General features: G+C 70.1%; 20 protein-coding genes. 13 read left to right on the top strand and 7 right to left on the bottom strand.

Going from position 1 to position 22,917, the window contains the following annotated elements:
- The first annotated feature begins 9 nt into the window (after positions 1–9).
- On the top strand, positions 10–981 hold the full coding sequence (locus tag AC1DKN_RS00300) for an NAD(P)-dependent alcohol dehydrogenase (protein WP_230007226.1): 972 nt from the start codon (positions 10–12) through the stop codon (positions 979–981).
- 45 nt (positions 982–1,026) lie between these two features.
- Here AC1DKN_RS00300 and AC1DKN_RS00295 read toward each other — a convergent pair whose 3' ends face one another.
- The gene (locus AC1DKN_RS00295; RefSeq protein ID WP_230007227.1) at positions 1,027–1,467 is read right to left on the bottom strand and encodes a protein-tyrosine phosphatase family protein; all 441 of its coding nucleotides are present in this window, start codon (positions 1,465–1,467) and stop codon (positions 1,027–1,029) included.
- Between the two features lie 57 nt (positions 1,468–1,524).
- The gene (locus tag AC1DKN_RS00290) at positions 1,525–2,442 is read right to left on the bottom strand and encodes an SDR family oxidoreductase (protein WP_230007228.1); all 918 of its coding nucleotides are present in this window, start codon (positions 2,440–2,442) and stop codon (positions 1,525–1,527) included.
- 269 nt (positions 2,443–2,711) lie between these two features.
- On the opposite strand from AC1DKN_RS00290, the gene AC1DKN_RS00285 reads away from it, so the two are divergent.
- The 4 genes from AC1DKN_RS00285 to AC1DKN_RS00270 all read left to right on the top strand — a co-directional run bounded on the left by AC1DKN_RS00285 (position 2,712) and on the right by AC1DKN_RS00270 (position 7,583).
- Entirely contained in the window at positions 2,712–3,632 is a 921-nt protein-coding gene (locus AC1DKN_RS00285) for an IclR family transcriptional regulator (protein WP_476870156.1), read from the top strand.
- A 262-nt stretch (positions 3,633–3,894) separates the two neighbouring features.
- Positions 3,895–5,592 (top strand): urocanate hydratase, encoded by a 1,698-nt coding sequence (gene hutU / locus AC1DKN_RS00280; RefSeq protein ID WP_223914611.1) that lies wholly within the window; start codon positions 3,895–3,897, stop codon positions 5,590–5,592.
- A 9-nt stretch (positions 5,593–5,601) separates the two neighbouring features.
- Entirely contained in the window at positions 5,602–7,194 is a 1,593-nt protein-coding gene (gene hutH / locus AC1DKN_RS00275; protein WP_476859458.1) for a histidine ammonia-lyase, read from the top strand.
- A 152-nt stretch (positions 7,195–7,346) separates the two neighbouring features.
- Complete coding sequence (locus tag AC1DKN_RS00270) at positions 7,347–7,583, top strand: hypothetical protein (protein WP_018774814.1); 237 nt, start codon at positions 7,347–7,349, stop codon at positions 7,581–7,583.
- Positions 7,584–7,669: 86 nt separating this feature from the next.
- Here the strand turns inward: AC1DKN_RS00270 and AC1DKN_RS00265 are convergent, their stop codons facing one another.
- The gene (locus tag AC1DKN_RS00265) at positions 7,670–8,194 is read right to left on the bottom strand and encodes a cupin domain-containing protein (protein ID WP_476856175.1); all 525 of its coding nucleotides are present in this window, start codon (positions 8,192–8,194) and stop codon (positions 7,670–7,672) included.
- 70 nt (positions 8,195–8,264) lie between these two features.
- On the opposite strand from AC1DKN_RS00265, the gene AC1DKN_RS00260 reads away from it, so the two are divergent.
- A complete protein-coding gene (locus tag AC1DKN_RS00260; RefSeq protein ID WP_476856176.1) occupies positions 8,265–8,885 on the top strand; it encodes a TetR/AcrR family transcriptional regulator in 621 nt (206 codons plus the stop codon).
- On the opposite strand, the gene hutG is transcribed toward AC1DKN_RS00260, so the two are convergent.
- Together hutG and AC1DKN_RS00250 are read right to left on the bottom strand one after the other, a co-directional pair.
- Positions 8,866–9,825, bottom strand: a complete 960-nt coding sequence (gene hutG, locus AC1DKN_RS00255) for a formimidoylglutamase (RefSeq protein WP_476849831.1) — start codon at positions 9,823–9,825, stop codon at positions 8,866–8,868. The two genes, AC1DKN_RS00260 and hutG, sit on opposite strands and share 20 nt — an antisense overlap.
- Before the next feature lie 160 nt (positions 9,826–9,985).
- Positions 9,986–11,428, bottom strand: coding sequence for an NCS2 family permease (locus AC1DKN_RS00250; protein ID WP_223915341.1), 1,443 nt, complete (start codon positions 11,426–11,428; stop codon positions 9,986–9,988).
- Positions 11,429–11,550: 122 nt separating this feature from the next.
- On the opposite strand from AC1DKN_RS00250, the gene AC1DKN_RS00245 reads away from it, so the two are divergent.
- The gene (locus AC1DKN_RS00245) at positions 11,551–12,144 is read left to right on the top strand and encodes a copper resistance CopC family protein (RefSeq protein ID WP_476870155.1); all 594 of its coding nucleotides are present in this window, start codon (positions 11,551–11,553) and stop codon (positions 12,142–12,144) included.
- Positions 12,145–12,184: 40 nt separating this feature from the next.
- Here the strand turns inward: AC1DKN_RS00245 and AC1DKN_RS00240 are convergent, their stop codons facing one another.
- Positions 12,185–12,814, bottom strand: coding sequence for an FAD-binding protein (locus AC1DKN_RS00240; protein WP_476859581.1), 630 nt, complete (start codon positions 12,812–12,814; stop codon positions 12,185–12,187).
- 472 nt (positions 12,815–13,286) lie between these two features.
- On the opposite strand from AC1DKN_RS00240, the gene AC1DKN_RS00235 reads away from it, so the two are divergent.
- The 6 genes from AC1DKN_RS00235 to AC1DKN_RS00210 all read left to right on the top strand — a co-directional run bounded on the left by AC1DKN_RS00235 (position 13,287) and on the right by AC1DKN_RS00210 (position 21,226).
- Positions 13,287–14,324 (top strand): universal stress protein, encoded by a 1,038-nt coding sequence (locus AC1DKN_RS00235; RefSeq protein WP_230009431.1) that lies wholly within the window; start codon positions 13,287–13,289, stop codon positions 14,322–14,324.
- A 36-nt stretch (positions 14,325–14,360) separates the two neighbouring features.
- On the top strand, positions 14,361–17,093 hold the full coding sequence (locus AC1DKN_RS00230) for a PEP/pyruvate-binding domain-containing protein (protein WP_476870154.1): 2,733 nt from the start codon (positions 14,361–14,363) through the stop codon (positions 17,091–17,093).
- A 92-nt stretch (positions 17,094–17,185) separates the two neighbouring features.
- A complete protein-coding gene (locus AC1DKN_RS00225; protein WP_476870153.1) occupies positions 17,186–17,977 on the top strand; it encodes a hypothetical protein in 792 nt (263 codons plus the stop codon).
- A gap of 109 nt (positions 17,978–18,086) precedes the next feature.
- Entirely contained in the window at positions 18,087–19,175 is a 1,089-nt protein-coding gene (locus AC1DKN_RS00220; RefSeq protein WP_476870152.1) for a LolA family protein, read from the top strand.
- Positions 19,176–19,275: 100 nt separating this feature from the next.
- The gene (locus tag AC1DKN_RS00215; protein WP_476870336.1) at positions 19,276–20,289 is read left to right on the top strand and encodes an ABC transporter ATP-binding protein; all 1,014 of its coding nucleotides are present in this window, start codon (positions 19,276–19,278) and stop codon (positions 20,287–20,289) included.
- Between the two features lie 124 nt (positions 20,290–20,413).
- Positions 20,414–21,226 (top strand): ABC transporter permease, encoded by an 813-nt coding sequence (locus AC1DKN_RS00210; RefSeq protein ID WP_476870335.1) that lies wholly within the window; start codon positions 20,414–20,416, stop codon positions 21,224–21,226.
- Positions 21,227–21,235: 9 nt separating this feature from the next.
- Here AC1DKN_RS00210 and AC1DKN_RS00205 read toward each other — a convergent pair whose 3' ends face one another.
- Positions 21,236–22,744, bottom strand: coding sequence for a C40 family peptidase (locus AC1DKN_RS00205; RefSeq protein WP_476870151.1), 1,509 nt, complete (start codon positions 22,742–22,744; stop codon positions 21,236–21,238).
- Positions 22,745–22,917 lie beyond the last annotated feature (173 nt).

Genomic DNA, 22,917 nt, shown 5'->3' with positions numbered 1-22,917 from the left:
AGAAGCACCATGAAAGCGATCGTCCAGGATGTTTACGGTTCCGTTGAGGTGCTGGAACTGCGCGACGTCGACGCCCCCGTGCCCGGCGACGACGACGTGCTGATCCGGGTCCGGGCCGCCGGCGTCGACCAGGGCGTCTGGCACCTCATGACGGGCCTTCCGTACCTGACCCGCGTGGTCGGCTACGGGCTCAGGAAACCGAAGACCCGGATCCGGGGCCGGGCCGTGGCCGGCCGGGTGGAGGCTGTCGGCCGGAATATCGTCGGCTTCCGGACCGGGGATGAGGTGTACGGCACCTGCGAGGGATCCTTCGCCGAATACGCGTGTGCAAAAGAAGGCCGGCTCGCGCTGAAGCCGAAAAACCTCAGCTTCGAACAGGCCGCCGCCGTCCCGATCTCGGCCGTCACGGCCCTGCAGGCGCTCCGGAACGCCGGCAGGATCCAGGCCGGGCAGGAGGTCCTCGTCATCGGCGCGGCCGGCGGTGTCGGCGCGTACGCCGTACAGCTCGCCAAGGCGTTCGGGGCGCAGGTGACGGGGGTGTGCAGCACCGCGAAAACCGATCTGGTCCGCTCCATCGGCGCGGACCACGTCATCGACTACACACATGACGATTTCGCGGACGGATCCCGGCAATTCGACCTCATTGTGGACACCGCCGGCAACCGCCCGCTCACCGTCCTGCGGCGGGCGCTCAAGCCTAAGGGCACGCTCGCGATCGTCGGTGGGGAAGGCGGAGGGCGGCTGACGGGCGGATTTCAACGCTCACTCGGCGCCGGGCTGCTCTCCGTGTTTGTCGGCCAGCGGCTCAGAGGCGTCATGGCTGCAGAGCGGGCGGAGGACCTCCGGTTCCTGACCGGGCTCATCGAGGCGGGCGCGGTGACCCCGGTCATCGGCAAGAGCTACGCCCTGGCGGACGCGCCGGCGGCAATCCGGGACCTGCGTGATGGGCACCTCCGCGGGCAGGCCGTCGTCATCATTTGAGCCCGCTTGCCGGTTGGCCGGCGTCACGGTTTTGGGCGGAGCCGCCTAGGGCGTTCCGGTCCGGAAGCGGGTCACGTACTGCCGCTGCCAGGGAGTTTCCACTGTCCGGCGCCGGTACTGGCGGCGGACGTAGGACACTGCCTGGCCGGGCGGGACTCCGTCCAGGATCGCGATGCAGGCCAGTGCGGTGCCGGTCCTGCCGATCCCGCGCCAGCAGGCCACTTCAACCCGTTCGGTCTCGGCCCGGCGCCAGGCCTCCCGGAACGCCTCGAGGGCATCCGGCTGGTCGACCGGCAGCCGAAGGTCGGGCCAGGGCACCCATCGGGACTCCCACCCCACGGGCGGCGGCTGCTTGCCCAGCAGGTACACGCCGAACTCGGGAAACGGCCCGGCCGGAAGCGGATAGTGCAGGCCGCGCCCACGAATGAGCCGGCCGGACGGAAGAGCCATGATGCCGTCCGCGGAAGTTTCCCACGTGTGCTTCATGAACCCGATCGTAGTCTTTCCCGCCGCCGGTTGTCCGTGACACGGAACGGCTGGATGTCAGCGGTATCCGGAGGCGTCGGCGTCGAGTCCTGCTTCCTGGACCTCCACGAGGTACCTCCAGCAGTCCGGCTGCGAGCCGTCGGTGTCGGTGAAGCCGTACTCGCGGGCCAGCGCGCCGGACGAATACGAGCCGCCCGTGCGGCTGAGCACGTGGGGGTCCGCCGCCAGGGCCGCGACCGCACGCCCGACGAACAGCGGGCTTTCCGAGATCGCGGCAAAGTGCGGCTGCGTCCCGGCGGCCTCCCGCCAGTTTGCCTCGGTGACGCCAAAGTGTTCGAGCATCATCTCCGAACGCATCCAGCCGGGCGTCAGCGCCACCGCCGCGCAGCCGGAGGATCTCAGCTCCTCCGCCTGGCTGAACGCCAGGCGGAGCACCGCGGTCTTGACGAGGTCGTAAAAGACGGAGACCCGGTAGTGCTGTGCGTTGTACTCGCGGGTGCCGTCGGTCATCTCCACCACCAGGCCGCCGGGGCGGCGGGTGAGCAGCGGCAGCGCGAAGTGGCTTGTGATGAGGTGGGTGTCCAGACCGAGGTGGAGCATCTGCAGTCCGGCATTCAGATCGTGGGCCCAGAGCGGGGTGTTCCATTCGATGAAGTCCTCGCCGCCCCAGATGTCGTTGACAAGGATGTCCAGGCGGCCCTGCTCGGCGTCGATCCGCTGCACGAGGGCTTCCACCTCCGCAGCCTGGCGGTGATCGACCTCGATGGCGATTCCAGTGCCGCCAGCGGTGCTGACAAGCCCGGACGTCTCCTCGATCGTCTCGGGCCGGTTGTAGTCCGAACGGTGGCGGGAGGTCGTGCGGCCGGTGCAGTACACCACCGCTCCTGCCTCGCCGAGGGCGACGGCGGTGCCGCGGCCGGCGCCGCGCGTGGCCCCGGCAACCAGGGCGACCCTGCCCGACAGTGCTGCATCCACGTCTGTGCCTTCCCTCCGGAACCATCCCGCATGGGGCTCAGCCGGCGACGGGCTGATTCCAATGACCGGGCATACCACGGGGAAGCCGGCGCCCACATTCATCGGAACACCGGGGGTCTGGCCGGGCTAGGGGCGGAAGGCCCGCCGCAGGTATGTCGCCTTTGTCCGGCATTCCAGACAGCCGTTCCTGTGCGAGGCTGTCGGTTGACCGTCGCCGGGCGCATGCTTAAGTACGGGATACCGGACACCACCGACCCTGAAGAGGATCCATGCCACCCACCAGTACTGCCGTGAGCCCCGCCGCCGAGACTTTGTCGGCTGCGACCGACGCGACTCCGGCGCAGTCCGCCGCGACTTTGTCCGCAGCGCCTGACACACCCGCGCCCAAGGCCGTCCACCGGGCCGCCGGAACCAAGGCGGCGTCGAAGGTGCCGGCCGCCGAGAACACGCTGCGCATCCTCAAGCTGCTGGCCTCCCGGCGCGGGCCGATGGCGGCGTCGAACATTGCCACCGCGCTGGGACTGCCGCGCTCCAGCGTCTACCACCTGCTCGGGGTGATGGAGGCGAACGGCTTCGTGCTGCACCTGCACGAGGAGCAGCGCTACGGCCTGGGCATCAGCGCATTCGAACTTAGCTCGGCCTACTCCCGGCAGGAGCCGCTGTCCCGGTTGGGCCGGCCGATGCTCGCCTCGCTCGTGGACGTGATCGGCGAAAGCGCGCACCTGGCGGTGCTGCACGGCCGCGACGTGCTCTACATCGTGGAGGAGCGGGCCAAGAACCGGCCGTCCCTGGTGACCGACGTCGGCGTCCGACTGCCCAGCCATCTCACGGCCACCGGGCGGGCCATCCTCGCCGCGCTGCCGAAGTCGCAGGTGCGGGCGCTGTACCCGAACGCTGCCGCCTTCACGGCCCGGCACGAAACCGAATCGCCCATCATGAAGTACTCCGCGCTGTCTTCACATCTGGACCAGGTCCGCCAGCGCGGCTACGCCACCGAACACGGCGAGGTCACGCCCGGATTCGGTTCGATCGCCGCCGCCGTGACCGACCACGTGGGGTGGCCCACCGCCGCCGTCGCCGTGACGTTCCTGGAGGACAAGCTGCCCGCGGATCAGTGGCCGGTCCTGGCCGCCCGGGTCCAGAAGGTCGCCAACGAGCTCTCGGTCCGGATCCACGGCCGTCCCGCCTGACCGGTTGCCCCATCCCACCCCACCCCACCCCCGGTTGCGCTGTCACTTAGGGCTCCCATTCGCCCATTTTGGCAACCGGAAGTGATAGCGCAACGGGGGATGGGAAGGGTCTGGAATCCCGGACAGCACCCCTCCGGCAGGCCTGTTTCCGCGGCCGCGAAGGGGCTTTAGTTGATACAGAACCTCATTCCTCCGGATACACCAGGACACCAGTCCGAACAGACATCATCCGGCCACATATCCAGCGACAAAGGAGACCCTCATGGCACCCGCCGATTTCACCACCGGTGCCCGCCCGGTCAAAGCAGCCCGCGGCACCGAGCTCACCGCCAAGAGCTGGCAGACGGAAGCCCCGCTGCGCATGCTCATGAACAACCTCGATCCCGAGGTCGCCGAGCGCCCCGATGACCTGGTGGTCTACGGCGGCACCGGCCGCGCCGTCCGGTCCTGGGCCGCGTTCGACGCCATCACCCGCACCCTGGAAACCATGGAAAAGGACGAGACCCTGCTGGTCCAGTCCGGCAAGCCGGTTGGCGTCTTCCGCACCAACGAATGGGCACCGCGCGTGCTGCTGGCAAACTCCAACCTCGTCGGCGACTGGGCGAACTGGCCCGAGTTCCGCCGGCTCGAGGCCGAGGGCCTGATGATGTACGGCCAGATGACCGCCGGGTCCTGGATCTATATCGGCACCCAGGGCATCCTGCAGGGCACCTTCGAGACCTTCGCCGCGATCGCCCGTAAGCTAACCGGGGACGAGAACGGCACGCTCGCCGGCACCCTGACCCTCACCGGCGGCTGCGGCGGCATGGGCGGAGCCCAGCCGCTCGCCGTCACCCTGAACGACGGCGCCTGCCTGATTGTCGACGTCGACGAGACCCGCCTGCGCCGCCGGGCCGGGAAGCGCTACCTCGACGAGGTCGAAACTGATCTCGACGCCGCGATCGCCAAGGTCCTGAAAGCCAAGGAAGAACGCCGCGGCTGGTCCGTGGGCTACGTCGGCAACGCCGCGGAGGTCTTCCCCGAGATCCTGCGCCGCCACAACGCCGGCGAGCTCACCGTCGACATCGTCACGGACCAGACCTCCGCGCACGACCCCCTGAGCTACCTGCCCGAGGGCATCACGGTGGAGGAATGGCACAGCGAGGCTGCGGCAGATCCCGAGGGCTTCACCAAGAAGGCCCAGGCCTCGATGGCCAAGCACGTCCAGGCGATGGTCGAGTTCCAGGACGCCGGCGCCGAGGTCTTCGACTACGGCAACTCCATCCGCGACGAGGCCCGCAAGGGCGGCTACAACCGCGCCTTCGAATTCCCCGGCTTCGTCCCGGCCTACATCCGGCCGCTGTTCTGCGAGGGCCTCGGCCCGTTCCGCTGGGTGGCCCTCTCCGGCGACCCCGAGGACATCGCAGTCACGGACAAGGCCATCAAAGAGCTCTTCCCCGAGAACAAGCACCTGCACCGCTGGCTCGATGCCGCCGCCGAACGGGTCGAGTTCGAAGGCCTGCCGGCCCGCATCTGCTGGCTCGGCTATGGCGAACGCGCCAAGGCCGGCCTGCTGTTCAACCAGCTCGTCAAGGAGGGCAAGGTCAAGGCGCCCATCGTGATCGGCCGCGACCACCTCGACTCCGGCTCCGTCGCCTCCCCGTACCGCGAGACCGAGGCCATGGCCGACGGCTCCGACGCGATCGCCGACTGGCCGCTGCTCAACGCCCTTCTCAACACGGCCTCCGGCGCCACCTGGGTTTCCATCCACCACGGCGGCGGGGTCGGCATCGGCCGCTCCATCCACGCCGGCCAGGTCTCCGTCGCCGACGGCACCGACCTCGCCGCGGAAAAGCTCGCGCGCCTCCTGACCAACGATCCCGGCATGGGCGTCATCCGCCACGCCGACGCCGGCTACGACCGCGCCGTCGAAGTCGCCAAGGAACGCGGCGTCCGCATCCCGATGAACGAAACGAAGTAGGACTTCACCATGACTATCACCACGCATTCACCGCTCACCGTCACCCTCGGCTCCAGCGGTGTCACCCCCGAAGACGTCGTCGCCGTCGCCCGCCACGACGCCCACGTCACCATCGCCCAGGACGCCCTGGACGCCGTCGCCAAGGTCCGTGCCCACATCGACGACCTCGCCCACAGCGAGGTCCCGGCCTACGGGATCTCCACCGGCTTCGGGGCGCTGGCCAACCGGCACATCCCCAACGAGCTGCGCACCCAGCTGCAGAAATCCCTGATCCGCAGCCACGCCGCCGGCATGGGCCCGGCCGTGGAACGCGAAGTGGTCCGCGGCATCATGTTCCTGCGCGCCAAAACCCTGGCCTCCGGCCGCACCGGCGTCCGCCCGGTGGTGCTGCAGACCATGGTGGACGTGCTCAACGCCGGCATCACCCCGGTGGTCCGCGAATTCGGCTCCCTTGGCTGCTCGGGCGACCTCGCGCCGCTGTCCCACTGCGCCCTGGTCCTGATGGGCGAAGGCGAGGCGACTGGCCCCGACGGCACACTGTACGGGAGCAAGGATGCCCGCCCGGTCGCTGAGCTCCTCGCCGCGCACGGCATCGAACCCGTCACGCTGGCCGAAAAGGAGGGCCTGGCCCTCGTCAACGGCACCGAGGGCATGCTCGGCATGCTGCTGATGGCCATCGCGGACATCCGCCAGCTGCTTACGACGGCGGACATCACCGCCGCGCTCAGCGTCGAGGCGCTGCTCGGCACCGACCAGGTGTTCCTGCCGGAGCTGCACGCGGCGCTGCGCCCGCACCCGGGCCAGGCCGCCGCCGCGGACAACATGCTCCGTGTGCTGTCCAACTCCCCGATCGTGGCCTCGCACCGGATCAACGACACCAAGGTCCAGGACGCCTACTCGCTGCGCTGCGCACCCCAGGTGGCCGGCGCCGTCCGCGACACCGTGGACCATGCCGCCCTGGTCGCCTCCCGCGAACTGGCCGCCGCGATCGACAACCCGGTGGTCCTGCCCGACGGCCGGGTCAGCTCCAACGGCAACTTCCACGGCGCCCCGGTGGCCTACGTGCTGGACTTCCTGGCGATCGCCGTCGCGGACCTGAGCTCCATCGCCGAGCGCCGGACCGACCGGATGCTGGACCCGGCCCGCTCGCACGGGCTGCCCGCCTTCCTGGCCTCGGACCCCGGCGTCGACTCGGGCCTCATGATCGCCCAGTACACGCAGGCCGGCCTGGTCTCGGACAACAAGCGGCTGGCCGTCCCGGCGTCGGTGGACTCGATCCCGAGCTCGGCGATGCAGGAGGACCACGTCTCCATGGGCTGGCACGCGGCCCGCAAGCTCCGCCGCTCGGTGGAGAACCTGCGCCGGGTCCTGGCGATCGAACTGGTGACCTCGGCCCGGGCGCTGGACATCCGCACCCAGCTCTCCGGCGGCGAACTCACGCCGGGACCTGCGGGCGCGGCCGTGATCGCCGCGCTGCGCGACGTCGTCGACGGTCCGGGCACCGACAGGTTCCTGTCACCGGAGCTCGAAGCGGCGGATGTCCTCGTGGCCTCGGGCAAGGTCCGGGCGGCGGCCGAATCCGCCGTCGGAAATCTCGCCTGAGAAGAAACAAAATGCAGGGCAGCTGAACAATTCCCGGCGCCCCCGAAATCTTTGGCGACACGGACGGCGGGGGCCCGGGAACTGTAGTACAAATGGAGAGTCCACACCAACGAAGTTGTGGCAAAGAACACATACAAAGGGGTAGAAGTTCTATGAAAGCACGCGGCACGGTACTGTCCAGGCGCCTTGCATCCGCAGCTACGGTTTCCGACTGGAGCGGCCTTCGGGTCGGCGAACGCGTCGAAATTGTCAAGCACGCACAGGTCATTGCGGCCGGTGAGGTCGAAGAGGTCTCGGTAAGCGGGAATGTGCTCTGGCTGGTCCCCGCGGGGCCGTCCGAAACGCAGCTTTTCCTGCAGTCCGACGGCGTGCAGGTCCGCCGCAGCTAGGCTGAGCGTTTTCACCAGAAAGTCCCCGCCACGGCGGGGACTTTCTGCGTTTCGGGGCCCAGGGCCCAGATGTGGGCGCGGTGCTGTCAGTGCCCAGTGAACGGCGGCGGACCCAGCAGCACGATCCCGCCGTTTTTACGTGCCGACTCCTGGACTCTGCCAAAGTCAACCAGGCCCGGCGCGACGGATTCGCCGGCAGGGTCCCCGGCATCGTTGCCGGGGGAGAGGGGTATGCTCGCGTCCCAGTAAAAGGCCTCGCAGCATCCGGGGGTGTGCAGGCAAAGCATCCGGGCGGAGTCGGAGACCACCATGAAGGCGTGTGGAACGCCCCGCGGGGCCACGGCCAGTCCGCCGGGGCCGATCCGGTGCTCTCTCCCGTCCATATGCACGAGGATCTCGCCGTCCAGGATGTACATGGTTTCATCCGAATCGGGGTGGCTGTGCAGCGGTGTCATTTTCCCGCCGGACATCTGGTCCTCGAACAGCAGGAAGGCCCCGGCGGTCTCTTCCGCCCTGGCCTTCCAGGTGTGGACTCCGCCGCCGAAAAACCATCGGCGCTCGCCCTGGTCTTCCGCGCGGATGATGGCTGCCGGGTTGCTGGCCGTTTCCATGAGATCGCCCCTTCGCCGAGGACTACATGGGACGCGTGTCCCATGACAAGACTCGGGTACCATGAGATCCATGTCAACCCCCTATCAGGACGCCGGCCGGACGGGGCAGAAGCGCCGCACTTTTGAGGCCCTGTTGGCTGCAGCCCGCGAGGCCGTCGCGGACGGGGTCGCCCCCACCGTTGACGGCACCGCGGCAGCGGCCGGGATTGCCCGGAGCACGGCCTACCGCTACTTCCCGAGCCAGCGGGAATTGCTCGCCGCAGCCCACCCGGAAACGGCCCGGCAGTCCCTGCTGCCGGCGGATGCCCCCGAGGATCCAGCGGAGCGGCTCGACGCCGTCGTGCTGGAGTTCACACGGCTGATCCTCTCCACCGAGGCGCAGCAGCGGACCATGCTCAGGCTGTCCCTGGAACGTGACCGCGGAAAGTCGGACTTGCCGCTGCGGCAGGGGCGCGCGATCGCTTGGCTTGAGGAAGCACTCGCGCCGCTCCAGCGGAAGCTGTCCGGACCTGAAATCCGGGCGCTAGCGCTGGCCATCCGCAGTGCCATCGGGATTGAGGCCCTCGTCTGGCTGACGGACATCGGCGGTCTTACGCAGGAACAGGCTGTGGCGTCGATGCGTTGGTCCGCCCAGGCCCTGCTCGCACAGACCCTGACGTCCGGGCCGCCGCCTATCCCAGCAGCGTATTGACCAGCCGGGCCGCCACTTTGGCGGTGCGGCCGTCGATGTCGAACTCCGGGTTCAGCTCGGCGATATCCAGATGCAGGAGCTTCCCGCTCGCGGCCACCTGGCGGCACACGGCGCTGATCACCGGCAGCGGCACACCAAAGGCCGCGGGAGCGCTCACCCCGGGGGCCACGGAGGCCGGCAGCACGTCCAGGTCGATGGTCAGGTACACAGCGTCCACCTGTGCCAGGAAGGCTGCCACAAACGCGTACGCGGCGTCCGCCGAGCAGTCCTCGTCCAGCAGATAGTCCACGCCGAGCTCGTCTGCCGTCCGGAACAGCGTCCGGGTGTTGTTCGGCTCGGAAATCCCGACGACGGCGTAGCGCAGCTCCCGGCCGGCGGCTGCTTCGGCGCGGGCCATCTGGAGGAAGGGCGTGCCGGAGCTGGGCACCGGCTCATCGCGGAGGTCGAAGTGCGCATCGAGATTCAGCACGCCGACGCTCAGGCCCTCGCGCACGGCCGCCGACCCGGCCACGCCGAGATAGCTGGCAAAGGCGGTCTCGTGCCCGCCGCCGAGCACCACGGGAAGCCCGCCGGCGTCGAGCAGACTGGTGATCGCGAGCCCGGCGCGTGCCTGTCCTGCCTCTAGCGCGTCCCCGGCCACGGTGACGTCGCCGGCGTCGTGCACGGCCCGCGTCAGGTGGAACGCGAGCGGGCCGAGCGCGGCCCGGATGGCGGCGGGGGCGGCCGCGGCGCCGGTCCGGCCCTTGTTGCGCCGCACCCCGGCGTCGCTGCCGAAGCCGAGGATGACGGCGGGGCGCGCAGCAGGGACACCCGCAGGAACCGTGCCGGGAGCGTAGGGGGTCACCCCCTGCCACCAGCGCCGGTGCTCGTCGCCGTCGCCGTCGAACCTGCCGGTCCAGGGCTGGGGCGGGACATCAACGGGGAGCGCGGGAGAAACCATGCCCCTAGCTCACCGCAGCCCGGGCCGGAAAACCAGCCGGGCCGCCGTCGGACTGTCCGGAATCCCGGAAACTGAGCTTAACAACGGTTAAGCAGCGCCGGGTGGGCCACGCCCGGGTGGGCGTGGCCCACCCGGCGGCGTGACCGCGGGCGGGGCTGCGTTAGTGGATCCCCAGGACGGCCTCGATCGGGCCGATCGCGAAGAAGAGCAGGAACGCGGACGCCACGGCCCACATGAGCGGGTGCACCTCGCGGGCCCGGCCCTCGAACAGGCGGATCAGCACGAAGCTGATGAAGCCCGCGCCCAGGCCGTTGGCGATCGAGTACGTGAACGGCATGAGGGTGAAGGTCAGGAAGGCCGGGATCGCGATGCCCCAGTCCTGCCAGTCGATCTTGCCCACCTGGGAGACCATCATGAAGCCGACCACCACGAGGGCGGGGGCCACGGCCTCGAACGGCACGAGGTTGATCAGCGGGGTGAAGAACATCGCCACAAGGAACAGCAGGCCGGTCACGACCGAGGCCAGGCCGGTGCGTGCGCCTTCGCCGATGCCGGCACCGGACTCGACGTAGATCTGGTTCGAGGAGACGGAGGCGCCGCCGCCGATGATCGCGCCCAGGGCGTCCACCTGCAGCACGCGGTCGACGTCGGGGATGTTGCCGTCCTTGTCGATGGTGCCGGCCTCGGTGGCCAGGCCAACCATCGTGCCCATGGCATCGAAGAAGATGCTGAGCAGGATCACGAACGCCAGCAGGGTCGCCGCGACGAAGCCGAGGTGTTCAAAGGCGCCGAAGGGGTTGGCCTTGCCGATCAGGGACAGGTCCGGGGCCGCCCACTCGGAGAACTGCGGTGCCACGAGGGACCAGCCCTGCGGGTTGTGGTTCTTGCCGTCAAAGCTGGGCCCGATGTGCAGGATGGATTCCAGGATCACGGACAGGATGGTCGAGGCCACGATGCCGATCAGGATGGCGCCCTTGACCTTGCGGACCACCAGCGCGATGGTCAGGATCAGGCCGAAGACGAACACGAACGTCGGCCAGCCCAGGAGCTTGCCGTCGAAGCCCAGGCCGACCGGGACGGTGGTGCCGGCGACATCGGGGACGCGGCGCACGAAGCCCGCGTTGACGAGACCGATCAGGGCGATGAACAGGCCGATGCCCACCACGATCGCGGTCTTCAGCCCCTCGGGTACGGCCTTGAACACGGCCGTCCGGAAGCCGGTGAGGACCAGGATCAGCATGGTGATGCCCGAGAGCATCACCAGGCCCATCATGTCCGGCCAGGTCAGGCCGGGGTTCGTGGCCACTGTGACGGCGACGAACGCGTTGACGCCGAGCCCGGTGGCCAGGGCGAAGGGATGCTTGGCCCACGCGCCCATGAGGATGGTCAGGATGCCGGCCACGAACGCGGTGACGGCGGCGACGGCGGGGAAGCCCAGCGTGGCGCCCGAGGAGTCCGGCCCGGAGAGGATCAGCGGATTCAGCACCACGATGTAGCTCATGGCGAAGAACGTGGCGAACCCCCCGCGGATCTCGCGCGAGACGTTCGACCCCCGCTCGGATATCTTGAAATACCGGTCGAGTGCCGAGCCCTGCTTGAGCATTAGGTCTTGCATTAGTCCTCCGGGAGTGATGGGTGTTGCATATATCTTATTTGGCGCCCGAGGGCCAACCCTGCGTTTTCGCCTAGTCTGTAAGGAAGCCAACACTTAGGAGTAGCCTGCCCATGCGCCGGATCCGCCAGCTTCGCAGTGCCCTGCTGGGCGCCGTCGTCCTTGTTGCCGTCCTGCTGGGAGCAGTGAGCCCGGCGTCGGCGCACGATACCGCGGAGTCCACCAGCCCGGCTGCCGGAGCAACCGTCGCGGCACCGCCGGAGCAGGTCTCGGTCACGTTCAACCACAATCCGCTCGCCCTGGGGTCGCAGATTGTGGTCAATGATGCCACCGGCGCCAACTGGTCGGACGGTCCCGTGGAAATCGTGGACAACGTGGCTGCGCAGAAGCTGAAGTCCGGCGCCCCTAGGGGGCAGTACACCGTGCACTGGCGGGTGGCCAGTTCCGACGGCCACCCGATCGAGGGCAGCTTCACCTTCACAGCGACGGCGGCTGCGGCAGGCACGACGGCGGCTGCCGCGGTCCCCACGATGGGCACCGCCCAGCCGGGGACCACGCCCGCGCCCGCCCCTGCGCCGGCCGGGTCGCAGCAGTTTCCCTGGAGCGTCATGGTCTTCGTCGCCGTCGGGGTCGGCATCCTGGTGGCCCTGGGCCTGATGGCGAAACGCCGCCTCACACCGGACGAGAGCGGCGACACCGAAGGCTGAAACAAGCCAATGCAACTCCGGCAACGCGGCCAAAGCGCTGCTAGGCGGGGGCGGCCAGGGCAAAGCTGCCGGGCAGCAGCGCGGGGATCCCGTTCGGGTGGACCTTGGCCGAGATTGCCTGTCCCACCACTTTGGCCTGGCGCAGGACTTCCTTGGGCGTCGGGGTAATGAGCTCGCCCACCCCCACGAGGTACATACCCAGGGCATGCATCGCCGCCATGAGATTCTGCCCGGCTGCCATGCCAAGTTCCGAGAGCATCCGGCGCAGCTGGCTGTGGGCGCAGCGGGTCAGGACAAGGTGGTCGGCCAGCAGGACGCCGCCCGGGGTCTGGACGGCCCACTTCTCCGTGGGTGAGCCGTCCGTGCCGGCCTCCAGGAGGTCCAGCTGCAGGGCCCGGATGTTGTTCCGCACGTCGAGCTTGTGGCTTGCGGCGTAGTTGCGCAGGTGCCGCAGGATTTCGTTGCGCTCCCTCAGGCTGGCGGCGTCCGCCGCGTCGCAGCGTTGGAGCGAGGAGGTGTTGGCCGGATGGCCGGCACCCAGGAGGTCGAGCCCGTCCACAATGATGGACGCAACGCCCCGGCGCTGGAGCTCGCTGGCCACAGCCAGGCCGGAGAGCCCCGTCCCGATGACTACGGCGGTGGTCCGCTCAATCCCGCCGTACAAAGGCATGCTCGACACTGCAGGGTACCTCCTTGAAATGGTGCGAGTCGCGGGGGAAACCCCGGACGCCAACCCGTGCCTGGTTCCACAGCCCCAGCGGCTGCTTTCTGGAACACCAGTCTCGGTTCAGCAATGCCTCGAAGGATACCTAAGATTCCCGCCCGTGGATAGGGGAGGTAGGACATTGGCTGTGGTGCCGGATTCCGGCGGTTTCCGTGCTCCCGCTCCAGCGGAAACCGGCTCAAAAGCCTGAATTTCCGGGTCAGGAAACGGCGTGTTAATTCTGCGTAAATCCTTCCGCCGCGGGCGGGCGGGGGCGCCTTGCCGCCGTCTTGAATGTTCGCAATTAACCGAGAATAGTGAGGAAAATCAGGGGTTCCTGCACGCAGATTCCGGGTCGCCTCGCCGGTGGACGCCGGGCGGCAGTACTTCTGGCAGAATAGCCGCAACATCAGGCAAGAATCGCGAGGAGGCGGACCCTATGGGCCGTGAACAGGTGCATCCGGACCCGGCATGGGAGACCGGTGGCGAGCCGGCGCCGCCCCGCGGAATCGTCGTGGGAGTGGACGGCTCGGACCACAGCCACTGCGCCTTGGTGTGGGCGGCCCGTGAGGCGGAGCGCCGCCGCCGCCCGCTGCACATCGTGACCGCCTATTCCGTTCCGATCTTCGCCGCTTCCGGGCTCGACGGCGGCTACGCCACGGTGGACGACTCCGTGATCCGCGAGGGCGCCGAAGCCATCCTCAAGCACGCCATGGACAAGATCGCCTTCTACAACATCGACGTCGACGCGTCCGTCGAAAACGGGGACGCGTCCGGCGTGCTGCTGGAAATCAGCGAAACCGCGGAGCTTCTGGTCTTCGGCACCCGCGGCCGCGGTGGCTTCGTGGGCCGGCTGCTCGGCTCCGTCAGCAGCGCGCTGCCCGCCCACTCGAAGTGCCCCACCGTGACTGTGCCGCTGATCTGCGCGGACCGCCTGGGCGAAACCACAGACGACAAGCACGTCCTCGCCGAACGGGCCAAGTCGGGCAGCCAGCCGGTGGAGAACGTCGTGGTCGTCGGCGTCGACGGTTCCGAGCAGGCCCGCGTCGCCGTGCTGGAGGCCGCAGCGCAGGCCGAGCGGCTCTCCGCCCGGCTCCGCGTGGTGTGCGCGGTGCCGCAGTACACCGGCTCGTTGGCATGGGTGCCCACCCCGATGGACCGCGACGCACTGTTCGCCGACATCAAGGTCCAGCTCGACGCCGGCGTGGCGTGGCTGCGGAGCCACTTCCCCGCCCTGCAGGTGGAGACGCAGCTCGTGGACGGCTCGCCCGTCGACATCCTCGTCGACGCCAGCCGGCACGTGGAGCTCGTGGTGGTCGGCACCCGAGGGCGCGGCGGATTCACCGGAATGCTGCTGGGCTCCACGTCCGACGGCGTCCTCCACCACGCCAAGGGGCCGGTCATGGTGGTGCCGGACCGCGACGACCCGCGGCTGGCGGACAGAGCCAGCTTCGGCCCGATGCTCGGCGACTCCTAGAAGGCGACGGCCCGGCGTCGGAAGGACGGTTAACGGATGGAGCACCCCGGGACGCCGGACCCTGCCGAGGGCGGGCCGGTCCTGGCCCTAGAACGCCTTGGCCCGGACATGCTCGCCACCGTCGGCGGGAAGGCGGCGAACCTGGGCGAACTGGCACGCGCCGGCCTACCGGTGCCCGCCGGCTTCTGCCTGACCACCAGTGCGTATCTGGACGCCACGGCATCCCCGGCGCTGGCGGACGTGCACCGCGCCCTCGCCGCAACAGCCCCCGACGACCTGGCGGGGCTGGCTGCGCTTGCGGCGAAGGCCCGCGCGCTGGTGCTCGACGCCGATGTCCCCGCCGGCATCGACGCCGCCGTGCGCGCCGCCTACGCGGCGCTGGGCACCGACACGGCGGTCGCCGTGCGGTCCTCCGCGACCGCCGAAGACCTGCCGTTTGCCAGCTTCGCCGGCCAGCAGGACACTTTCCTGAACGTGGTGGGCGCGGATGCCGTGCTGGCTGCCGTCCGCCGGTGCTGGGCCTCGCTGTGGACAGACCGCGCGGTGACCTACCGCGCGGTGCAGGGGATTGAGCCCTCGGCGGTGTCCCTCGCCGTGGTGGTCCAGCGCATGGTGGACGCGGCCGTGGCCGGGGTGCTGTTCACAGCCAATCCCGTGACCGGCCGGCGGCACGAGGCCGTCATCGACGCCAGCCCGGGGCTGGGGGAGGCCGTGGTGTCCGGGGCGGTCAACCCTGACCACTTCGTGCTCGACGGCACCACGGGACGGATCCTCGAGCGACGAATTGGGGACAAGGGCATCATCATTCGTCCACTGCCCGGCGGCGGCACCGAGCGGGTGGCGCAACCTGACGCCGGGCTGGCGCCCAGCCTGGACGACGCCCAACTGGCGGCACTGGAGCTCCTGGGCCGCCGCGCGGAGGTGCACTTCGGCTCGCCGCAGGACCTCGAATGGGCCATCGGCCGGGACGGTGCCGTGTGGCTGACGCAGTCCAGGCCCATCACCACGCTCTATCCGATGCCGGACCGGCCTCCCTCCGGGCCGACGCCGCGCGTGTATTTGTGCTTCAGCCTGGCCCAGGGGCTGACCCGGCCCCTCACCCCGATGGGACTCGCCGGCATCCGGCTGATTGCGTCCTCGGTTGCGGGGGCCGCGCATTTCCCGGTGCCGGTGCCCCGTGACGGGCCCGCGCCGTACGCCGAGGCAGGCCAGCGCATTTTCTTCGATCTCACGCCGGTTCTCCGGAGCCAGACCGGGCGCGCCATTGTCCCCCGCGTGTTTGACGTCATGGAGGCGCGTTCGGCCACCGTGCTGCGCAACCTCTTCGCAGATCCCCGGTTCTCCGTGACCACAACAAGGCCGTGGCCGCTCCTGCGCCACGTCGCTCCGGTGGCGGCGCGGGCGAAGGTCCCGGAGACCTTAATCCGCGGCCTCATCCGGCCCGAGGCGGCACTGCGCCGGGCAGACCGTGTGGGCGAACAGCTCCGCGCGGCACTCGCGGTGCCCGCCGGCGCCACCGCCACGGAGCGTCTGGACCACGTCGAGCGGATCCTTGGCCAGCATGTCTTTGCCGTGGTTCCCGCGATCCTGCCGCTGCCCGCCCTGGGGTTCGCCTTGCTGGCCGTGGCCGGAAAACTCGCCGGGAAACCCGGGAACGGGGCGCTGCAGGAAGTCCTGCGGGGGCTGCCCAACAACGTGACCACCGAAATGGACCTGGACCTGTGGTCGCTGGCTACTGCCATCCGCAACGACCCGGCGTCGGCGGCGGTGTTCGGGGAAGCCGCATTGCCCGAGATAGCCCGGCGTTACCGGGCGGCGGACCTGCCCGGCGTCGTGCAATCCGGGCTGCGGGACTTCCTGGGCCGGTACGGCCACCGCGCCGTGGCGGAGATCGACGTCGGCATGCCCCGCTGGTCTGATGACCCGACCCACATCCTCGGGGTTCTGGCCAACTATCTGCGCATGGATGATCCTGCGCTCGCCCCGGACCGGCAGTTCGGCAAGGCGGCCCGCGAGGCGGAGGCGCAGGTGGCCCGGCTGGTGGCAGCGGCGGGGCAGCGCAGCCGCCTTCGCGGTGCACTCGCGCGGGCCGCGCTGCGGCGGACCCGGATGTTCGCCGGGCTGCGTGAGCTGCCCAAGTACCACCTCGTGGAAGCGCTCGGCGCCATCCGGCAGCAGCTCGCAGCCGTCGGGGCGGAACTCGCCGCGGCCGGGGCCATCGATGCGGCGGACGATATCTTCTTCCTCGACCTGGCTGACGCGCACCGGGGGCTCGGCGGCGTCGCGCTGCAGGGGCTCGTGGCCCGGCGCCGCGAGGCTTACGCGGCCGAACTGGGCCGCCGGCACATTCCCCGCGTGCTGCTCTCGGACGGCACCGAGCCCGAGGCGGTACAGACCACAGCCGGCGGAAGGGGGCCGGCGGGTTCTGACGGCGGCGCGGGGCGGCTCTCCGGCACGCCGGCTTCGGCCGGCACCATCACGGCCCGGGCCCGGGTGATCCTGGACCCCCAGGGCGCGCACCTGGAACCGGGCGAGATCCTCGTGGCGCCGTCCACCGATCCGGGCTGGACGCCGTTGTTCCTGACGGCAGGGGGCCTCGTGATGGAAATGGGCGGGCCCAACTCCCACGGCGCCGTCGTCGCCCGGGAATACGGGATCCCCGCAGTGGTGGGGGTCCCCGACGCGACGTCGAGGATCGCCACGGGCCACAGCATTACGGTCGACGGCGCCGCCGGCACCGTGACGCCGTCAACGTCGCCGGCACCCTGACGCCGTCACTCTGACGCCGGCCAATTCGTGCCGGGCCGCCCGCGGCGGCGGGCTCCGCACCATGGTGTCGGCCGGCTCGCTACAGTGGGGCCATGAGCGAAGTGCGCGGCTCCGAGGGCCGGGAGCCCGGGAGCGCCGGAGTTCCTGCGGCGGGCATACCGGCGCCTGACACCCGGCCGCCCGGCAGCCCCGCGCCCGGAGCCCCCGCGCCCGCGACTGATGCGCCCCCCGCGCCCGCGGACCCGGACGCGTGGCTGCCGGAGTGGTTCGTGGGGCGTCCGCTCACGGCCGGCTGGGCGTGGGCCGGGTTCTGGGCGGTGCTGATCGTGGCCGACGAGTTCCTGGATCTGGCCGGCTGGTCCTGGTACGTGCTCGTTGGCCTCGCCGCCCTGCCGACGCTGCTGGCAAGCATCGCCCTTCTGCACGCCACCCCGCGCCGCTACCTGAAGCCGCCCCGGGACTCCGTCCTGGGCCACTTCTTCGTCCGCTTCCTGGCCCTGATCGCCGCCTTCCTCGTGTGGGGCGTGTCCGTGGTCATGAGCGCCTCGATCTCAACCACCCTCCAGTCACTCGTCGGGGCGTCCGAACGCGAGGTGACCGCGGTGGGCTTCAACCTCCTGCTGGCCGCGACCCCGCTGGTGGTCTCAGTACTGTGGCTGGCCTTCATCATTCGCTGCGCCTGGTTCCTGCGGCGGCTCCGGGGCTGGAAACAAACGCCGGAACCGGGCGCCGTGCCCAAGAAGTTCCTGCGGGACAGGCCGCGGCTGAGGCGGGTGGTGGTGGGTCTGGCCCATCCCGGCCTGCTGCTCGTGGCGGGCCTGGGCACCTCCGTGCTCGCGTTCCTGCTGGGCGCCGTGGAACTGACCATTAATGTGCTGAAGTAGGATAACCGGGCCGCCGGGGCCAGGCGTACTGTTGACCTATGAGCTGCACTGAAGCGCGCATTCCCCAGGCGCGGATAGTTGGAACATCTCTTTCCGGAGCGCGGTCACGATGACGCGCACGTGGCTGCGCTGGCTGCCCGCTGCCGCCGTTCCTGCCGTTATTGCCGCCGGCGCGCTGGCCGGATCCCTGCCCGCCAGCGCCGGGGATCCCCTGCCGCCCAAGACGCCGGAGCAGGTGCTGCAGTTGATTGCCCAGCACCGCCAGCCCGCTCTCTCCGGAACCCTGGAACAGTCCTCTGCGCTCGGGCTTCCTGAGCTGCCCAAGACCGGTGCCGGCCCGGACGCGTCAGGGACGGCATGGCTCGAACTGCTGACGGGGCCGCACACCGCGCGGGTTTATCGCGACGGCCCGGACAACGCCCGCGTCCAGGTGATGGACCGGCTGGCCGAACGCAACGCCATCCGCCACGGCAACGACGTGTGGTTCTACAACTCCAAGGACAACACGGCCGCCCATGCCCAGCTCCCGGCCGACGACGCCGGTGACACAGGCCGTCACAGCGCCGGCACCGACGTCACCGCCACCCCCGACCAGCTCGCCGCGATGCTTCTGGCCAAGATCGAACCGGGCACCGACGTGGCGGTGGGCGCCGATGTCCAGGTAGCCGGCCGGCCCGCCTACAACCTGGTGCTGACACCAAAGTCCGATGCGACGCTGGTCGGGTCCATCGCAGTAGCCGTTGACGGCCAGACCGGGCTGCCGCTGGGCGTCGAGGTGAAGGCGCGCGGACAGTCGGATCCCGCCTTCCGCGTCGCCTACACCAGCCTGACCCTCGGGGCCCCCGACGCGTCGGTCTTCACGTTCACCCCGCCGCCGGGCGCCACGGTCGAGGAGATTCCGGTAAAGGAGCACAAACACGGAAACGACGCCGGGAACGCCACAGCGCCGGCGGCCAAGGACCGCGCCGGCAAGCCGGCCGTCACCGGCTCTGGCTGGGACTCGGTTGTTGAGTTCCCGGCGGGAACGGCCGGCCCCGCGTCGGACGCCACGGCCCTGCTCGAACAGGCCACCGTCCCGGTCCAGGGCGGCCGGCTCTTGTCCACCGCGCTGGTGAACGTGTTGGTGCTCGACGACGGCCGGGTCGTCGCCGGCTCCGTGCCACTGGAGCGGCTCCAGGCCGCTGCCGCACAGAAGTGATGTCCGGTGCGGTATCCGGTGGCCGACGGTTGCTCCCTGACCATCCGGTGACGGCCGCGTGAGCGCCGCCGGGCCGGCGGCCGAGCTGAGCATTGAGACCATGGGCCTGACCAAACGGTTCGGCCAGCAGATGGCTGTCGACGGCGTCGACCTGGCCGTGCCGAAAGGCGCGGTCTTTGGTTTCCTGGGCCCGAACGGTTCGGGGAAGACCACCACCATCAGGCTCCTGCTCGGCCTGGCCACGGCCACCGGAGGTTCCATGCGCGTGCTGGGCGAGGAGATGCCCGGCAAACTCAATGACGTGCTGCCCCGGGTCGGGGCGCTGGTGGAAGGACCGGCGTTCTACCCTTTCCTGTCCGGCGCCGCGAATCTGCGCCGCATGGACGCCGCGGACCCCTATGGTTCGGGCGCCACTCGGCGTGCCCGCGTCCAGTCAGCCCTGGAACGGGTGGGCTTGACGCACGCCGCGGACAAGCTGGTCCGGGCCTATTCGCTGGGGATGAAGCAGCGGCTGGGGATCGCCAACGCCCTGCTCGCCCCGCGGGAACTGCTGGTGCTGGACGAGCCCACCAACGGGCTGGATCCGCAGGGCACCCGTGAGGTGCGGAGCCTGGTGCGATCGCTCGCGGCCGACGGCGCCACGGTGTTCGTCTCCAGCCACCTGCTGGCCGAGGTCGAGCAGATCTGCACCCATGCGGCCATCATGAGCGCTGGCCGGCTTGTGGCGCAGGGAACCCTGACGGAACTGCGCGGGGCCGGCCAGGCAAGGATCCGCGTGTTGACCCCGGATCCGGGTACTGCGGCGCAGGTGCTGGCCGGCCTCGGCCTGACCGCGACCCTGGGCACCGACGGACGTACTCCCGGTGGCGCTGGTTCCGGTGCCGCCGGCTCCGGGACCGACGCGGCCCTGTTCGCGTCACTGCCTGGGGCTCCGGCTGCCAGGGAAGACGGAGGATCGTCCCGGTCCGTGGAGCGGGCGGCCGTGCAGCCGGAGGCCGTGGTGGCGGCCCTCGTGGCGGCGGGGGTCCGGGTCCGCGGCTTCGCGACCGAACAGGCCAGCCTTGAGGACCGGTTTGTGGCATTGACGGGGGAGGGGTTCGACGTTGTCCAGTAACAGCTCATCCGCGGGCGATCCGGCAGCCGGCCCGTCAGTTGCCCCGGCGCCGGGCCCCAGCGAAGCGGCCGCAGGCGCTGGCGGGGACGGCGGGGCGGGCGCTGCGCCGGTCCGGCACGGGTCCCTGACCGGTGACCTGCTGGCGTCCGAGCTCGGGGTGCTGTTCCGCCGCCGCAGGACGTGGGCCATGTTGTGCGCGCTGGCGGCCATCCCGATCCTGATCGCGGTGGCGGTGCGGGTCTCCTCGGCCGTGCCGGCAGGCCGCGGGCCGGCCTTCCTGGACCGGATCGCCCAGAACGGCCTGTTCGTGGGCGTCACGGCAATGGTGGTCTCCGTTCCGCTGTTCCTGCCCCTTACCGTCGGCGTCGTGGCCGGAGACACGATCGCCGGAGAGGCCGGACAGGGGACCCTGAGGTACCTGCTGGTGGCTCCCGCCGGGCGGATCCGCCTGCTGATCGTCAAATATGCCGGGGCGGCCGTGTTCGTGATCGTTGCCCCGCTCGTGGTGGCCCTGACCGGGGCCGGAATCGGCGCGGCGCTCTTCCCCGTGGGGCCGGTGACCCTGCTCTCCGGCGACACGATCGGCACCGGCGAGGCCCTGGTCCGGCTCCTGCTGATCGCCGCCTATCTGGCGGTTTCGCTGCTGGGGTTGTCGGCGATCGGGCTGTTCATCTCCACCCTGACCGATGTTCCGGTGGGGGCCATGGCGGCCACCGTGGTGCTCTCTGTCGTCGCGCAGGTCCTGGACGCGCTGCCGCAACTCGAGTGGCTGCATCCCTGGCTTTTCAGCCACTACTGGCTGGACTTTGGCGATCTGCTCCGGCAGCCGGTTTCCTGGGATTCCTTTGCCACCAATGCCCTGCTCCAGGGCGGTTACGTCGCCGTCTTCGGCGCGCTGGCCTACGGCAGGTTCATCACCAAGGACGTGCTCTCCTAGCCGCCAGTCTCAGTAACGGGCCGCGTAGCCGTACAGCTGCATCCCGGACATGGCGGCAACATCGGTCACGGTAATGCCGGCGTCGGGGTTCAGCGCCTGGACCACGCGGCCGCCGCCGAGGTAGATGGCCACGTGGTAGAAGCCCGGGGCCGAACCCCAGACGAACAGATCGCCCGGACGCGCCTGGGAGAGCGGGACATGGACGGGGGCCTGGGCGAACTGCTGGGAGGCCGTGCGGGGCAGGTACTTCCCTGCCGCGGCGAACGCATTCTGCACCAGGCCCGAGCAGTCAAACCCATAGCTCCCGGTTCCGCCGTACTGGTAGAAGAACGGCGATCCGGTCTTGCCGAGCGCCACCGAAATCGCGGTCTGGTTTGACCCGCCGGAAATCGGCGCCGGAACCGGAACGGGTACTGGCGCCGGGACCGGGGCAGGAATCGGTGCGGGGACCGGAGCAGGTACCGGCGCGGGATCCGGCGCGGACGCCGGAGCCGGAGCGGAGGCCGGTGCGGGTGCGGGCGCCGGTGCGGGTGCGGGCGCCGGAGCGGGCGCTGCAGCGGGGGCCGGCACGTCGGCGGGAGCGGGAGCGGCTGGCTGTCCTGCGGCTGAATCGTCCCGTCCAGGTGCTGCCGGTGCCGGCTGTGAACCCGTGCCAGGCTGCGGCGCGGGACCTGCCGCCGCGGTCAGTGCTGCGAGCCGAGCCTGCTGGCGCTGGCGGTCGAGGGCGTCCACCCGGGCCGATTCCAGCGCCGCGGTGGTGTTTCTCAGGCTTGCCAACTGGTCCACGAGCGCGCTGCGCTGCGCTTTGGCATCGGCCACGACCTGGCGCTGGGCGGCGTCGGCGCGGCCGGCGTCGGCCTTGCGGTCCGCAGCAGTCGCGGCGGCCTCGTCGGCGGCGCGGTTGGCGTCCGCTGCGGCTTCGGTCAGGGACTGCGCGGCCGTGGCCGCGTTTTCCGCGGACTCGAAGGCCCGCGCGCGTCCGGCCGTTACAGCCTCCAGCGTGGCGGCATCCTCCAGGGCCCGCCCGGAGCCGCTGACAAAGCTGCTGAGGGCCGGGTTCAGCCCGCCGTTGCGGTACAGGTCACCGGCCAGCTGGCCCAGCTGTTTGCGGGTTTTGGCCTGTTCTGCCCCGGCGGCGGCAGCCCTGGCGGCCGCCACAGCCGCCGCGTCACGGCGTGTGGCCAGCTCCACGAGGGCCTCGCCGTACGCGTTGTTTGCTTGCAGGGATGCGGCGAGGCTGGTTTCCTGGCCGGCCGACGCGTCGGCCAGAAGCCCGTCGATCCTGGTGACCTCTGCCGCCGTCGAGCTCGCACTGGACTTGGCGGCAGCGATCTCTTCCGGTGAGGGGATCTCCGGCGACGCCGGAACCCGGCCGGCAGTCTCCTGCGGCGGGCGCCCCTGCGCAGAAATCTGCGAAGAAATCAGCGGCGCGGCCTGGGCCGGGAGCGCGAGCGTTCCGAGGAGGACGACGGCGGTGCAGAGCACAGCCGTCTTGCGGCCGGATCGGATCCAACTCATGGGCAACCTCGCTGAAGTCTCAGGCTGGAGTGAGCGAGGTCGGATTTGGCGCGTGAAAGCCCTCTGCGGATCACCCAGCAGGCATGAGGCTACGTGCCGAAGGCTACTTTGGCAACACGAGTCACATGAATAACATAAACAACACGAGTGTCATTTGGCCACGTCCGTGACGG

This window comes from Arthrobacter sp. 01N444 (assembly GCF_056399305.1).
Note: the sequence above shows the minus strand (reverse complement) of the source record. Positions and strands in the feature narration are given on the sequence as shown.